Annotated in this window: 6 protein-coding genes; 2 read left to right on the forward strand and 4 right to left on the reverse strand. The window is 76.3% G+C overall.

The window, feature by feature from the left end:
• Nucleotides 1–70: 70 nt before the first annotated feature.
• The 3 genes from ACFOWE_RS25755 to ACFOWE_RS25765 form a co-directional block, all read right to left on the reverse strand.
• Nucleotides 71–616, reverse strand: a complete 546-nt coding sequence (locus tag ACFOWE_RS25755) for a type 1 glutamine amidotransferase domain-containing protein (protein ID WP_377292169.1) — start codon at nt 614–616, stop codon at nt 71–73.
• A gap of 166 nt (nt 617–782) precedes the next feature.
• The gene (locus ACFOWE_RS25760; protein WP_377292171.1) at nt 783–6,131 is read right to left on the reverse strand and encodes a non-ribosomal peptide synthetase/MFS transporter; all 5,349 of its coding nucleotides are present in this window, start codon (nt 6,129–6,131) and stop codon (nt 783–785) included.
• Complete coding sequence (locus ACFOWE_RS25765) at nt 6,128–11,212, reverse strand: amino acid adenylation domain-containing protein (RefSeq protein WP_377292173.1); 5,085 nt, start codon at nt 11,210–11,212, stop codon at nt 6,128–6,130. Before ACFOWE_RS25765 ends, ACFOWE_RS25760 begins: the two co-directional genes overlap by 4 nt.
• Nucleotides 11,213–11,454: 242 nt before the next feature.
• Here ACFOWE_RS25765 and ACFOWE_RS25770 point away from each other — a divergent pair, with 242 nt between their 5' ends.
• On the forward strand, nt 11,455–12,519 hold the full coding sequence (locus ACFOWE_RS25770) for a GNAT family N-acetyltransferase (protein ID WP_377292175.1): 1,065 nt from the start codon (nt 11,455–11,457) through the stop codon (nt 12,517–12,519).
• Between the two features lie 144 nt (nt 12,520–12,663).
• On the opposite strand, the gene ACFOWE_RS25775 is transcribed toward ACFOWE_RS25770, so the two are convergent.
• A complete protein-coding gene (locus tag ACFOWE_RS25775) occupies nt 12,664–14,061 on the reverse strand; it encodes an MFS transporter (RefSeq protein ID WP_377292177.1) in 1,398 nt (465 codons plus the stop codon).
• Between the two features lie 101 nt (nt 14,062–14,162).
• On the opposite strand from ACFOWE_RS25775, the gene ACFOWE_RS25780 reads away from it, so the two are divergent.
• Entirely contained in the window at nt 14,163–15,068 is a 906-nt protein-coding gene (locus ACFOWE_RS25780) for a helix-turn-helix transcriptional regulator (protein WP_377292179.1), read from the forward strand.
• The last annotated feature ends 78 nt before the right edge of the window (nt 15,069–15,146 follow it).

Consider the following 15,146-nt stretch of genomic DNA (forward strand, 5'->3'; position numbering starts at 1 on the left):
GGCCCCCTCCTTCCCCGATTACCCTGCACACCCTCTGCCCCTGGGGACGCGGGCTAATCGGCCCGCGTGCTCACGCGGAGAAGGCGTCCACGGCGGCCTCGCAGAAGGCCTTGAGGTCGTCGGGCCTGCGGCTGGTGACCAGGACGTTGGGGCCGCCGGAGCAGACCACGACCTCGCGGTCCGTCCAGGTCGCCCCGGCGTTGCGCAGGTCGGTCTGGAGGCTCGGCCACGAGGTGACCGCCCGGCCGCCCACCACGTCGGCCTCGATGAGGGTCCAGGGCGCGTGGCAGATCGCGGCGACGGGCTTGCCCGCGTCGAAGAACGCCCTGACGAACCGCACGGCGCCGGGCACGGTCCGCAGGAAGTCGGGGTTGGCGACGCCCCCGGGCAGGACCAGCCCGTCGAAGCCGTCCGCGGACACCTCGTCGACCGTGGCGTCCACCGGGAAGGTGCCGGCCCGGTCCAGATGGTCGAACGCCTGGATCTCCCCTCCCCGGGTGGAGACCAGCCGGGGGGTGCCGCCCGCCTGCCGTACGGCCTGCCACGGCTCGGTGAGCTCCACCTGCTCGGTGCCCTCGGGAGCGACGAGGAACGCGATCGTCTTGCCGTCGAGCATGTTCTTCCCCCTGGTGAGATGTGCGGCTGCGCGTGTCAGCGGCACGTCATGCCCCGCGGAGCGTGATCTATGCGGTGGCACGTCATGCTCCGCGGAGCGTGATCCGTGCGGCGGTCCGCCGCCCCGCTCCGCGGGAGCGGTGCCCGGCCGGCCCGGCCGGGCGCGCTCACGGGCGGGGTCCCCCGGCGAGGGCCGCGTCGGCCTCGGCCTGGACCGAGTCCAGGTCGTCCGCGATCACGGCGCCCGCCACCGCGTCGGGCAGCGCGTCCTCCATCCGCCGCAGCGGCCGGTACCACAGGCCCAGCGCGCCCCAGAGCATCAGCAGCGCGCCGCAGAGCGCCAGCAGCAGCCCGATGCCGCGCCCCGGTCCCACGCCGACGACGTCGCCGACGACCGTGTCCGCGAGGGCGCCGCCCGGCATCAGCAGCGGCCCGAAGACGTCGTCGGCCAGGACCGGCGCGGTCAGGAACGCCAGCGGCGTCATCGACACCGCCATCATCTGGTTGGTGGCCAGCACCCGGCCCTGCAGCTCCAGCCCGACCTTGAGCTGGATGAGCGCGAGCCAGTGCGCGTTCAGCACGGTCAGGAACGCCCACGCCACCAGCGAGCCCACGGCGGCCGTCAGCAGCGAGGGCCACAGGCCGATCAGCAGGATGCCCGCCCCGAAGCCGACCACGAAGCCGACCATGCCGATCGCGCGCCGCTCGGTCCCGCCCCAGAACACCATGACCAGGGAGCCGAGCACCGCGCCCACGCCCTCCATCGCGGCCACCGTGCCCACGCCCGCGGCGTCGCTGAACGACAGCACCGCGGGCACCGTGACGGCCACGGCGAGCATGCCCAGGTAGTTCTCCACGACGAAGAACCCGATCATGAGCATCAGCGGGCGGCGCCGGACGAGGAAGCGCCAGCCGCCGGCCATCGCCTGGACGAAGGACTCCTCCAGGCGGTGGAAGAGCCGGTCGGGGAAGCGGACCAGCAGCAGCGTGCCGAGCCCGGCCAGGAACGTGACCACGTTCACCGCGACCACGCCGTGCACCCCGACCGCGGTGATGAGCGCCGCCCCGCCCAGCGGGCCGATGAGCATGCCCAGGCCGGTGCCGAGGTTCGCCAGCGCGTTGGCCTGCATGAGGTACGGCTTGGGCACCAGCTGCGCCACCGCCGCCAGGTAGGCGGGCCGGTGGAAGGCCGTCACCAGCGAGAGCACTCCCGAGACGATCCCGACCTGCCACACCTCCAGCCGCCCCAGCCAGAGCAGCAGCACCAGCGCGGCCGTGGCCGCGGCGGACACCCCGTCGCAGACCAGCATGATCGTCCGCCGGTCCACCCGGTCGGCGAGCGCGCCGCCCAGTGGCGCCGCCAGCAGCGACGGCAGCAGGGCGAGCATGGTGACCAGGGAGTAGTCCAGTACCCGGCCGCTCTCCTGGTAGGCCCACACGCCCAGTGCGAACGAGGTCAGCGCCGCGCCCAGCAGCGAGAGCGTCTGCCCGGCCGCGACGGTGTAGAAGCGGCGCAGGTCCCGGCGGGCGCCGCTCCCGGCGACCTCGGCCTCCCCGGCCGGCTCGGGCAGGTCGCCGCCGGACCAGCGCTCCAGGTGGCCGTCGATCAGCCGGGCCAGGTCGGCGGCCTGGTGCTTGAGGAAGTAGTGGCCCGCCTTCGGGATCGTGGCCAGCGCCACCCGGCCGGCGAACGCCCCCCACTCCCGGTAGCGCTCCTGGTACAGCTCGGTCGCCCGGTCCCGCTCGCCGATCACGCACAGCAGCGGCGCGTTCAGCCTGCCCGCGCCGGACCCGGCCTCCAGGCGGTGGCTGAACCACGCCTGCGCCTGCTCCACGTCGTGCCGCAGGCCGCGCAGCATGACCTCGGTGTCGCCGAAGTCCTCGTCCAGCGCGCCCAGCATGCGCAGGAAGTCGCGCTGCGTCCGGTCGGAGGCCCACCGGTGGGCGGGGAAGCGCCGGTTCCACCAGGCCGAGAGCCGGCCGGGCAGCCGCGCGTCGGGGAAGCTGCCGCCGACGAAGACGCCGGCGACCCGCTTCCCGGCCGCCTCCAGCCGGAGCGCCACCTCGGTCGCGGCGGCCGAGCCGACGCAGTGGCCGTACAGCGCGACCGGGCCGGACACGCCGTCCAGCTCGGCCGCGATCCGCCCGGCCAGCTCCGGCAGCGTGAGCATCGCCTCGTCCGGCCGGGCCGGGTCGTGCCCGGGCAGCTCCACGGCCAGTACCGCCGTACCGGGGGAGAGCCGGGACAGCTCGGCGGCGAGCGGCTGGTAGGCGGCGGCAGAGCCCCCGCCGTACGGCAGGCAGACCACGGTGCGGCTCGCCGTGCGCGGACCGGCCAGCCGGTGCAGCAGCCCCGCGGCGGCCCCGGCGGCGGCGCCGCCGTCGAGATGGGCGGCCAGCTCGCGGACCGTCGGCCGGGTGAACAGGTCGATCACCCGCAGCGCCGGGTCGATCTCCCGGACCGCCCGCACGGCGCGGAAGGAGTCACCGCCGAGGGCGAAGAAGTCGTCCTCGGCGCCGACGTCCTCCACGCCCAGCACGTCCGCCCAGACCGCCGCGATCCGCCGCTCGGTCGGGGTGCCCGGCGCGACCCGCTCCGCGGCGGGCACCGCCTCGGGGACCGGAAGGCGGGCCCGGTCGACCTTGCCCAGCGGGGTGAGCGGCAGCTCGTCGAGGACGACGATCACGGGTGGCACCATGTAGTCGGGCAGCCGCTCGCGCAGCCCCGCCCGGACCGCCGCCAGGTCCACCGAGGCGGGCGCCACCCAGGCGGCCAGGCGCCGGGAGCGGCCCTCGCCGACCGGCAGCACCGCGGCCTCCAGGACGCCTGGCTGCTCCTGCAGCGCGGCCTTCACCTCGCCCAGCTCCACCCGGAAGCCCCGGATCTTGACCTGGTCGTCGACCCGGCCGAGGAACTCCACCAGCCCGGCGGAGTTCAGCCGGACCCGGTCGCCGGTGCGGTAGCAGCGGCCCGTCCCGGTCACCGGGTCGGGCACGAACCGCTCGGCGGTCAGGTCGGGCCGGCCCAGGTAGCCGCGGGCCAGGCTGGGGCTCGCCACCCACAGGTCACCCGGGACCCCCGCGGGCAGCGGCCGGCCCGCCGCGTCGACGACGTGGCACTCGACGCCGGGCAGCGGCCGGCCCAGCGGGACCGAGCCCGCCCCCGCCGGGGCGTCCGGAACCCGGCCGCCGAGCACCGAGACCATCGTCTCCGTCGGCCCGCAGTGGATCTGCACCTCCAGGTCGGGCCGGGCCGCGCGGATGCGCCCGGCCAGCTCCCACGAGGTCGCCTCGCCGGCCAGGATCAGCAGCCGGCGCGGCAGCATCCGGGCCAGGTCGCCGTGGGCGGCCAGCAGTTCCAGGTGGCTCGGCACCATCTTGACCACGTCGACGGGATGGGCCTCGAGGTAGGCGGCGTACTCCTCCGGGTCGGTGGCGGCCTCCTGGTCGACGAAGTGCACCGCGGCGCCCCGGGTGAGCGCGCCGTACAGGCAGGTCATCACCAGGTCGGAGGCGATCGTGGAGACCACGCCGTAGGAGGCGTAGGAGTCGGGCACCAGCTCGGCCACGCCGTGCAGGTAGTGCAGGGCCGAGCGGTGCTCGATCCCGACGCCCTTGGGCCGACCGGTCGAGCCCGACGTGAAGATCACGTGCACCAGGTGGCCGGGGGTGACGCCGGCCTCCACCGGCCCGCCCGGCCCGCCCGGTCCGTCCGGCTCGGCGGCCAGCAGGTCGGGCAGGACCAGCGTGCCGGGGACCCGGCCGGCGTGCTCGCGGTCGGCCAGCACGATCCGCGCGCCGGCCGTCTCCGTCATGTAGGCGAGCCGGTCGTCGGGGTAGGCGGGCTCCATCGGCATGTAGGCGCCGCCGGCCCGCAGCACGCCGAGGAGCGCGGGCACCAGCCCGGTGTGCCGGCCCGCCAGCACGCCGACCGGCTCGTCCGGCCGGACCCCGGCCGCGACCAGGTGGCGGGTGAGCCGGTCGGCCAGCCGGTCCACCTCGCCGTAGGTGAGCGACCCGGCGGCGTCCACCGCGGCCACCGCCTCCGGCGTGCTCCGGATCCGGTCGCCGATCACCTCGTGCAGCGTCCGCGACAGGTCCATCGGCATCCGCGTGCCCGCGGCGACGGGCCCGGTCACCGGCTCCAGCGGCACGGCCGCCGCCGGCGCGTCCAGATCGGCGAGCACGCCCTCCAGCAGGTTCAGGTACCAGCCGGCCATGCGCCGCGCGGTCGCCTCGTGGAACAGGTCGGTGCGGTAGGTCAGCTCGCCGTCGTAGCCCTCGCCGTCGTTGACGAAGGCCAGGTTCAGGTCGTACTTGGCGGTGCGCGGCGCGGCCTGCACGGCCTCCGCGGCCAGGCCGGGGAAGTCCAGCGCCTGCGGCGGGTCGTCCAGGACGTTGAGCAGCACCTGGAAGACCGGCGTGGTGGCGAGGTTCCGCTCCGGGTGCAGGCGCTCCACGATCCGCTCGAACGGCACGTCCCGGTGGGTGAGCGCGTCCAGCACGGCGCCGCGAGTGCGGGCCAGCAGCTCGCGGCCGGTCGGCTCGCCGGACCGGTCGCCGCGCAGCACGAGCGTGTTGACGAAGCAGCCGAGCATGCGCGCGGTGTCGGGGTGGAGCCGGCCCGCCTCCGGCACGCCGACCGGCACGTCGTCGGTGCCGGAGACCCGGCCCAGCAGCTCCTGCCAGACCGCCAGCAGCACCATGAACGGCGTGCAGCCGGTCTCGGCCGCGGCCGCGCGGACCCGGGCGGTCAGCGCGGGGTCCAGCCGGACCGGGACGCTCGCCCCCGTCCAGTCGGCGACCGACGGCCGGGCCCGGTCCACCGGCAGGTCCAGCACCGGCGGCAGGCCGGCCAGCCGCTCGGTCCACCAGTCGAGGTCGCCCTCCGGCCGCCCCGCCAGCCACGCCGCGTAGTCGGCGTACTGCACCTGCGGCGGCGCGGGCGGCTCGGCCAGGCCGAGCCGGGCCGCGTACAGGGCGGCCAGCTCCGCCAGGGCCAGGTTCCGCGACCAGGCGTCGAAGGCGATGTGGTGCACGGTCAGCGCCAGCACGTGCTCGTCGCCGCCGGGCAGGCGGAGCAGCAGGGCGCGGGCGGGCGGCTCGGACTCCAGGGCGAACGGCCGGGCCAGCTCGTCCTGGAGCCGCGCCTCCAGCAGGCCGGGGTCGGCGAGGTCCTCGACCGCGACCGGGACCCGGCCGGCCTCCACCGGCACGGCGCCGTCGCCGGTGACCAGGCTGCGCAGCACCTCGTGCCGGTCGGCGAGGTCGCGCACGGCGCCCAGCAGCGCCTCGGCGTCCAGCGGGCCGCGCAGCCGCACGGCGGCAGGCACGTTGTAGGCGGCCAGGTCGTCCAGCTGGGACAGGAACCAGAGCCGGGCCTGGGCGGGGGACAGGGGCGCGGGGCCGCCGTCCGCCCGGCGGGCGGGGATCGCCGGGACGGCCTGGGCGGCGGCCCGGCGCGCGGCCGCCAGCCGGGCCGCCAGCGCGCCGCGGCGCTCGTCGCTGATCGTCACGGGGTCTCCTCCAGGTCGGCGAGGAGCAGCTCCTCGATGCGGGCGGCGTAGTCGGACAGCGTCCGCGCCTCGAACAGCAGGCGCACCGGCACCCGCAGGCCCAGGGCGTCGCCCAGCCGGGCCGCGACGAGGGCGGCCGTCGCGGAGTGGCCGCCGAGGGCGAAGAAGTCGTCGTGCATGCCGAGGGCGGGGGAGCCGCCGTCCGCGCCGGGGCCGCCGGGGCCACCGGAGTCGCCGGAGCCGCGGTGCGGGCCGGGGCCGCCGGGATCACCGGGACCGCCGTCCGGACCGGGACCGGAGCGGCCCAGCACGGCGGCCCACACCTCGGCGACCAGCAGCTCCGCCTCGGTCTCCGGCGGCGCCGGCGGGGCGTCGCCCGCCGGTTCGGGCAGCGCGGTGCGGTCCACCTTGCCCGAGGCCGTCAGGGGCAGCGCGTCCATGACCACCCAGCGCCGGGGCACCATGTACTCGGGGAGCCGGGAGGCCAGGGCCCGCTCCAGCGCGCCGGTGTCGGTCCCCGGCGGCGCGGCGAGGTGGCCGACCAGATGGTCGCCGCCGCGCACGCTCACGACCGCGTCGGCGACGTGCTCGCGGAGCGCGGCCTCGATCTCGCCGGGCTCGATCCGGTGGCCGCGGACCTTCACCTGCCGGTCCCGGCGGCCGAGGAAGTCGAGCGTGCCGTCCGGCCGCCAGCGGGCCAGGTCCCCGGTGCGGTAGCGGCGCCCGCCGCCCAGCGGGTCGTCGGTGAAGGCCGCGGCGGTCAGCTCCGGCCGGCCCCGGTAGCCCCGGGCCACGCCGGCGCCGCCGATCCACAGCTCCCCGGGCCTCCCGGCGGGCAGCACGCGGCCCGCCCGGTCGAGCACGTAGGCGCGCTCCCCGGCCAGGGGCGTGCCGATCGGGATCGGGTCGCCGACCGGGGCGGTGACGCGGGCCATGGTGGAGTAGACCGTGGTCTCGGTGGGGCCGTAGGCGTTCCACAGCTCGCCGGTCCGCTCCAGCAGGTCGGCGGCGAGGGCGGCGTCGAGCACCTCGCCGATGCTGACCACGCGCACGTGCGCGCCGCGCCAGCCGGAGGCGACCAGCATGCGCAGCGCGGTCGGGGTCGCGGTCATCAGCGTGACGCCCGCCTCCTCGACCCGCCGGGCGACGGCCCGCCCGTCGAGCGCGTCGTCGCGGCCCAGCAGCTCCAGCCGCATGCCGTGGCAGAGGCTCACCCACAGGTCGAAGCCGAACACGTCGAACGAGAACGGCGTCAGGCCGAGCATCACGTCGTCCGGCCGCAGCCCCGGCGCGATCCGCATCGAGGCGACGAACGCGGCGAGGTTGGCGTGGGTGACCTCGACGCCCTTGGGCGTGCCGGTGGAACCGGAGGTGTAGAGCACGTAAGCAAGGCCGTCGGGGCCCACCGGCGGCAGGCCGGGACCGGCCTGTCCGGTCTCCCGCGTGGTCCGTGCCGCGTCCGCCCCGTCACGCGCCGTCCGCGCCGCACCCGCCTCGGACAGGTCGACGACGGAGCAGCCCAGCCGGTCGGCGACCTCCAGTCCCTCGCCCGCCGCGACGACCAGCTTGGCGCCGGAGTCGTCGACATGCTGGCGGAGCCGCTGGAGCGGGTGGCCGGGGTCGAGCGGGACGTAGGCGGCTCCGGCCAGCAGCACGCCCAGTAGCGCCGCCGGCAGATACCGGTCGCGGGGCAGGCACACGCCCACGCACGCGCCCGCCGCCGCGGGCCCGAGCGCCGCGGCCGTCCGCCGCGCCCGATCGGCCAGCTCGCCGTAGGTGAGCACGCCGCCGGAGTCGGCGACCGCGGGGGCGTCCGGCCGGCGCGCGGCCTGCTCCAGCACCGCCTCCACCACGGTCCGCGGCGCGTCCCCGGGGAGCGGCACGCCGGTCCCCGCGGCCAGCAGCGCCGCCCGCTCCTCGGGACCGACCACCTCGAAGGCCGCCAGCGGCCGGTCGGGGGAGGCCGGCACCTCCTCCAGCAGACGGACCAGCCGGTCGGTGAGGTCCTCGGCCCCGGCCCGGTCCAGGTACTCCAGGTCGTACTCGACCTGGAGCTCGGAACCGGTGACCGTGTCGTTGACGTAGACGATCAGCGGCGCCTGGGCGCTGCCCGCGTCCAGCTCGCCGATCAGGTCCACCCCCACGCCGTCGCGCTCCAGCGAGACGGGCACCTCCGCCGGCTGGAGGGAGAGCGTGACGGGCGTCAGCACCGCGCCGGGCGGGCGTTCCACGCCGGAGACGTCGGCCCGCTCCCGCGCGGGCAGCGCGCGGTGGTCCATCGCCCGGGCGGTCGCCTCGCCCGCGTGCCGTACGGCGGCGCGCAGCGACAGCCCGTCGTCCAGGCGGAGCCGCACCGGCAGCACGTCGACGAGCAGGCCGACCACGTCCTCCAGGCCGGGCCCGGCCCGGTCGGCCACGGCGGCGCCGAGCAGGACGTCGCGCCGGTCGGTCAGCCCGGCCACCAGCATGCCGAGCGCGGTCAGATAGACCGCGAAGGGGGTGGCGCCGCACTCGGCCGCGAGAGCGCCGATCCGCGCCGCCGTCGCCGCGCCGATCGGGCGCACCAGGCGCTCGCCGTGCTGCCGGCTGGGGCGGGCCTCCGCCCGGGGCAGCAGCTCGTACGGCGGGACCGCCCCGGCGAGCTCCCCGGCCCAGAAGGCCCGCAGCGCCTCGGCGCCGGCCCCGCCCTCCTGCTCGTGCAGCGCCGCGTCGCCGATCTGGAGCGCGGGCTCCGGCGCGGAGATCGCGCCGGAGCCGGTGAGACCGTCGAGCAGCTCCCGCATGACGACCCCCAGCGACCAGCCGTCGAAGGCGGTGTGGTCGGTCAGGAGCACCAGCTCGGCGCTGTCCGGCCCGGACCAGAGCAGGGTGGCCCGCAGCAGCGGCGTCTCCCGGGAGATGTCGAAGTCGTGGGCGACCGCGGCGCGCCGCAGCCCGGCGGCCTCCTCCTCGGAGGCCGGCCGGTGCTCGGCCAGCGGCACCGGCGCGGGCGGCCGTACCCGGGAGGCCGTGCCGTCCACGACGACGGAGCGCAGCGCCTCGTGGCGGCGGACGAGCGCGTCCAGCGCGGCCCGCAGCGGCTCCGCCGAGGCCAGACCGCGCAGCCCTATCCGGAAGGCGATGGCGGTGGAGCCGGGGTTCTGGCTGACCTCGCGCATCAGGTGCATGCCGCGCTGGGTGGCGGTCAGCGGATACTCGCTCCGTCCGGCGTGGCGGACCGGCGGCGCGGCGGCGGCGGGGGCGGCCTGCGCCACGTACTCCGCCAGCTCGGCGACGGTGGGCCGGGCCAGGAAGGCGGTCAGGGGGACGCGGACCCCGAGGTCGTGCTCGATCCTGGAGCAGATCCTGGCGGCGGCCAGGGAGTGCCCGCCCAGGTCGGAGAAGTGGTCGTGGACGCCGACCCGCCCGGCGCCGAGCACCTCGGCGGTGATCGCGGCCAGTCTGCGCTCCGTCTCGTCCCGGGGAGCGGTGCCCCCGGACGCGCCTGCGGACGTGCCTCCAGGCGTGTCTCCGGCCGGCGTCTCCGAGTCCCCGGCCGGGGCGCCCTGCGCGGGGGCGCTCTGGATGGAGGAGCCCCGGGCGAGGGAGCCCTGGGCGGGGGAGCCCTGGGCGGAGGAGAACGCCACCGCGGGCAGGCGGGAACGGTCGGCCTTCCCGGTGGGCCCCACGGGGATGGCGTCGAGGAACACGATCCTGGACGGGACCATGTAGTCGGGCAGCCAGTCGCGCAGCCAGGACCGCAGGCGCGCGTCGTCGAGGCCGGGCCCGGCCGGCTCGACGTAGGCGACCAGCCGCCGGGTGCCCTCCTCGTCGGCGGGGGCGAGCACGACCGCGTGGTTCACCAGCGGGTGGCGGACCAGCCTGCCCTGGACCTCGCCCAGCTCGACGCGGAAACCCGCGACCTTCACTTGGTCGTCGATCCGCCCCTCGTAGAAGTGCACGCCGCCCTCGCGGCGGACCAGGTCGCCGGTGCGGTAGTGGCGCACGCCGTCGTCGCCGGTCACGAACCGCTCGGCGGTCAGCTCGGGCCGGTTCAGGTAGCCGCGGCCGACCAGCGGACCGGCCACCCACAGCTCACCCAGCTCGCCGTCGCCGAGCTCCCGGCCGTCGGCGTCGCGCACCGACAGCTCCGACCAGGCGTACGGCGTGCCGATCGGCGGCTCGCCCGTCTCGTCCCGGGAGATCTCGTGGGCGCAGCAGTGCACGGTGCACTCGGTCGGCCCGTACAGGTTGACCATGCGCCGCACGCCGGGGTTGGCGAAGACCCGGTCGGCCAGCGCCCGGCTCACCGGCTCGCCGCTGGACAGCACCGTGCGCACGCCCGCGGGCAGCGGCTCGCGCAGCAGCGCGGTCAGCGCCGAGGCCGCCGCGCTGATCATCGTGACCTCGTCCCGGGCGGGCAGGGCGTGCAGCGCCAGGGGGTTCTCCGCCATGATCACCGTGCCGCCCGTGAGCAGGGGCAGGTAGAGCTGGGGGACGGACGGGTCGAAGCAGACCGAGGTGGAGGCGAGGAATCCGGCCAGCTCCTCGGCGGTGAAGTGGCCGGCGTCCCAGCCCAGCAGCGCCATCACGTTGCGGTGCTCGATCGCGACGCCTTTGGGCAGGCCGGTCGAGCCGGAGGTGTACATGACGTAGGCCAGGTCGTCCGGGTGGCTCGGCAGGCCCGGGTCGTCGCAGGGGCCGTCGCCGAGCGCGTCCACCAGGAGGAGGTCGTGCTCCGGGAGCCGCCCGGCCAGGGCCGCGGAGGTCACCGTGCAGGAGACTCCGGCGTCCCGGACGACGAATTCCAGGCGGTCGGCCGGGAAGGTCGGCTCCAGCGGCACGTAGGCCGCGCCGGTCTTCCAGACGCCCAGGAGCGCCGCGATCAGCCTCTCGTCGCGACCGAGGCACACGCCGACGGCCGAGCCCCGCCCGACGCCCCGGGAGACGAGCTCGTGGGCGATCCGGTTGGCCTGGGAGTCGAGATCGGCGTAGGAGGTGCGGAGCGTTCCAGAGACGATCGCCGTGCGGTGAGGGGTCCGTCGCACCTGCTGCTCGACGGCCTTGTGGACCGGTTCGAGCAGCGGAAGGTTGCCAGCCACCCTGGTCTCCTCTTGAAGTACGGGAAGGGTGTACGGGTCGTACGCGGGCAAGGCTGGCAAAGTGCACGCTAACCGGCTAGGCCGAAAGATCCTTCTGTTACGTGACCGATATTTAGTACGAATAATTAGCTTTTCGTGGTATTTCGGCCACGCTGTGAGATGTGACCTCTCCTGACCTGCGATGCTCGCGGAGCAAGCCGCGACCCAGCCGATCCCAAGTCGCGCCCGGCAGGCTCGGGGCCATGGACAGCGCCACCGACACCCCCACCGACACCCCCACCGATATCCCCACGGCCACCCCCACCGGCATCCCCGCGGGTGCCCCTGCGCACGGCACCGCCGACGGCACCACCGGCATCCCCGTCCCGCTCCCCACCGGCCACCGCGTCCGGCGGCCCGTCACGGCGGACGCCCCCGCCATCCACGAGCTGATCTCCCTGTGCGACACCCAGGTGATCGGCAAGGCGGACATGACCCTGGACGACGTCGCCGACCAGCTCAACGAGCCCGCCTTCGACCGCGACCGGGACGGCTGGCTCGTGCACGACGCCGACGGCCGCCTCGTCGCCTGGGCCTGGGCCTGCCGGAAGGGCGCCAGCGCGGGCGTCGAGATCGACGTCGTGGTCCACCCCGACGCCCAGGCCCTCACCGGCGGGCTCTGGGACACCGTGACCGAGCGGGCCCGGCAGATCACCGCCGGCCTCGGCCACGACCACGCCGTGCTGGACATCGGCCTCTACCGGGAGGACAGCGGCAAGCGCGCCGTCGCCGCCGCGCGCGGGTTCGCCCCCGCCACCAGCTTCATCCGCATGCTCGCCGACCACACCGGGCCGGTCACCGCGCCCGAGCCGCCCGCCGGGCTGACCCTGCACGACGGCACCGCGGAAGAGGTCCGCCGCCAGGGCCACGCCGTCCAGCAGGCGGGCTTCGCCGAGCACTTCGGGTTCACCCCGAAGGGCTTCGACGAGTGGTTCGCCGACCTCGACGCCTCGGCGAGCACCGACTGGTCGCAGCTGCTGGTGGCCCGCCTCGACGGCGAACCGGCCGCGATGCTGCTCGGCACCGACATGTTCGCCGGTGACGAGAACTGCGGCTACGTCCGCCAGCTCGCCGTCCTGCCCGCCTACCGGGGCCGGGGCCTGGGCCGGTTCATGCTCCGCACGGCATTCGCCGCCGACGCGCGGCGCGGCCGGGCCGGAACCTACCTGCACGTGGACGCCAACAACAGCACGCCCGCACTGGACCTCTACCTGTCGGTCGGCATGCGCCAGGTCCTGGCCATCGACGTCTGGCGCCGCACGGTCTGAGGCCGTCCGGGCCTCGGGGCCGGACCGGCCGCGCCCAGGGATCGGCCGCGCCCAGGGATCGTACGGTGCGCGGCCCGTCGGCGCGCCAGGCCGGTCACGCGCCCGGGAGCCGGCGCCCTCGGGCCCGCCGCCTCCGGTACGGCCTCAGCGCGCCGGCCGTACCCGGAGCAGGGGCAGCGCGCACGCCCCGGTCGCCAGGGCGGCGGCGGCCAGGGCCGCCCCGGTCCTCGCGGCCGACCCCTGCGCCAGGTAGAAGGTGCCGAACGTCGCCACCCCCATGACCTGGCCGAGCTGGGTCACCATCACGAACAGCCCGCTGGCGTCGGCGGCGTCGGCGGGCGCGACCTGGGTGAGGGCCAGCGCGAGCACCGGGCTGAACGCCCCCGCCAGTCCCAGCCCGGTCACCGCCAGCGCCACCGCCAGCAGCGGCTGCCCGTGCCCGCCGCCACCCAGCGCCCCCGCCAGGCCGAGATAGCCGAGCGCCGCCACGGCGAACGAAACGACGATCATCCGCCGGTGCAGACGCTCGGGCACCCGCCGCCAGGTGAGACTGGCCGCGGCGAACGCCGCCGCGGCGGGCAGGAACGTCAGGCCCGCCTCCAGCGGATCGTCGCCGAGAGGGCCCTGCAGGTGCAGGGCGAGGGAGAACAGGAAGCCGCCGTAGGTCGCCATCACCCCGAACACCGCCAGCGCGGACGGGAGCACACCCGGCGCGCCCAGCACCCGCGCCGGCACCAGCGGGGCGGCGGCCCGCCGCTCCACCAGCGCGAAGACCACCAGCAGGAGCGCGCCGCCGGCCATCGCCGCCCAGCCCCACCGCGGCCAGCCCTGCTCGGGGCCCAGCACCAGCGGGACCACCAGCAGGCCGACCGCGGCCGAGAGTGTCACCAGGCCGGGGAGGTCCAGGGAACGCCGGACGGCGCGGGCGTCCGGGCCGGCGGAGGGCAGCAGCCGCGCGCCGGCGGCGAGCAGGACGAGCCCGAGCGGCACGTTCACCAGGAAGACCGGACGCCAGCCGCCGCCCAGCAGATCGGCCGAGACGAGCACGCCGCCCAGCACCTGACCGGCGATCGCGGCCCCCGAGATCACCGCGGCGTAGAGGCTCAGCGCGCGGGCCCGGGCGGCCCCCGTGAAGTTCGTCTGGATCATGCTCAGCACCTGGGGCACCATCAGGGCGGCCCCCACCCCCTGCAGCAGCCGGAAGGCGACCAGCCACCCGGCCGAGGGCGCCAGCCCGCAGGCCAGCGAGGCGGCGGTGAACAGCAGCAGGCCCGTCAGGAACAGCCGCCGCCCGCCGTACCGGCCGCCGAGGCGGGCACCGCTGATCAGCAGCATGGCGTAGGCGACCGTGTAACCCGAGACGACCATCTGCAGCACCGAGCCGGACGCGCCGAGATCCGCGCGGATCACCGGGGCGGCGACGTTGACTATGGAGACGTCGAGGATGGCCATGAACTGCCCGGCCAGCAGGACGGCCAGCAGCCAGGGCGCCCGCGCGGCCGGAGCCCGCGGGGGAGTGGCGGAGGCGGAGATCGTGGTCATGGCACGAGCCTGGCGCCGGGCCGGTCAGGGGAGTGAGAGCCCGCCGATCCTGGTACCGGCAGCACCTGGCAGGCGGGCCCGCCCTCGGCCAGCATGGAGGGGTGACCGTGACCCAGCCCGACGCCCGCCCCGTCCCCGACGCCCGCCCCGGGGCGGGGCCGCGCGTCCGCCGCAGCGAGCTGGCCGCCTTCCTGCGCAGCCGCCGGGAGCGCATCACCCCGGCGGACGTCGGCCTGCCGCCCGGCCTGCGCCGGCGCACCCCCGGGCTGCGCCGGGAGGAGGTCGCCCAGCTCGCCGGGGTCGGCGTGACCTGGTACACGTGGCTGGAGCAGGGCAGGCCGATCAACGTCAGCGTGCAGGTGCTCGACGCGATCTCCCGCACCCTCCGCCTGGACCGGGCCGAGCACGAGCACCTCTACCGGCTCGCCGGCGTGCCCGCGGTGACCGACACCGACGGCGGCCGGGGGCTGGAGCCCGAGACGCAGCTCATCCTCGACCACCTCACCCCGCTGCCCGCCGCCGTCTACAACGGCCGCTACGACCTGCTGGCCTGGAACGCCGCCTACGAGCGGCTCTTCCCGGTCATGGCGACGCAGCCGCCCGCCACCCGCAACGCGCTCTGGCAGCTGTTCACCGCGCATGACTGCTGCAACCCCGTGGTCAACAAGGACGAGGAGCTGCCGCAGATGGTGGCCACCCTGCGAGCCGGGTTCGGCCGCCACCTCGGCGAGCCCGCCTGGACCGGGTTCGTCCGGCGCCTGTCGGCCGTCAGCCCCGAGTTCGCCCGCATGTGGGCCACCCACGACGTGGCGCGGCCGGGCAGCCGGATGAAGATATTCCAGCACTGCGCCGTCGGGCTGATCCGCACCGTCTCGACCAGCATGGCCCTGCCGTCGCCGCCCGAGGCCCGGATGGTGGTCTACACGCCCGTCGACGACGACGGCCGCGAACGCGTCGCCTGGCTCCTCGCGCATCCGGAGGTCCCGGCGGCCGACCACACCCACTGACCGGCCCGGTCCTCCGGTCCTCGCCCGGCCCACCGCCTGCCGGCGTCCCCGTCCGGCCGAGACGACGGCCCGGCATTC

This window comes from Planomonospora corallina (genome assembly GCF_042650625.1).
GTDB classification, from domain to species: domain Bacteria; phylum Actinomycetota; class Actinomycetes; order Streptosporangiales; family Streptosporangiaceae; genus Planomonospora_B; species Planomonospora_B corallina.

What these genes read in the sequence shown, in the direction of transcription:
- ACFOWE_RS25755 (WP_377292169.1), bottom strand. Translation starts at nt 616, where the DNA reads ATGCTCGACGGCAAGACGATCGCGTTCCTCGTCGCTCCCGAGGGCACC.
- ACFOWE_RS25775 (WP_377292177.1), bottom strand. Translation starts at nt 14,061, where the DNA reads ATGACCACGATCTCCGCCTCCGCCACTCCCCCGCGGGCTCCGGCCGCG.
- ACFOWE_RS25770 (WP_377292175.1), top strand. Translation starts at nt 11,455, where the DNA reads ATGGACAGCGCCACCGACACCCCCACCGACACCCCCACCGATATCCCC.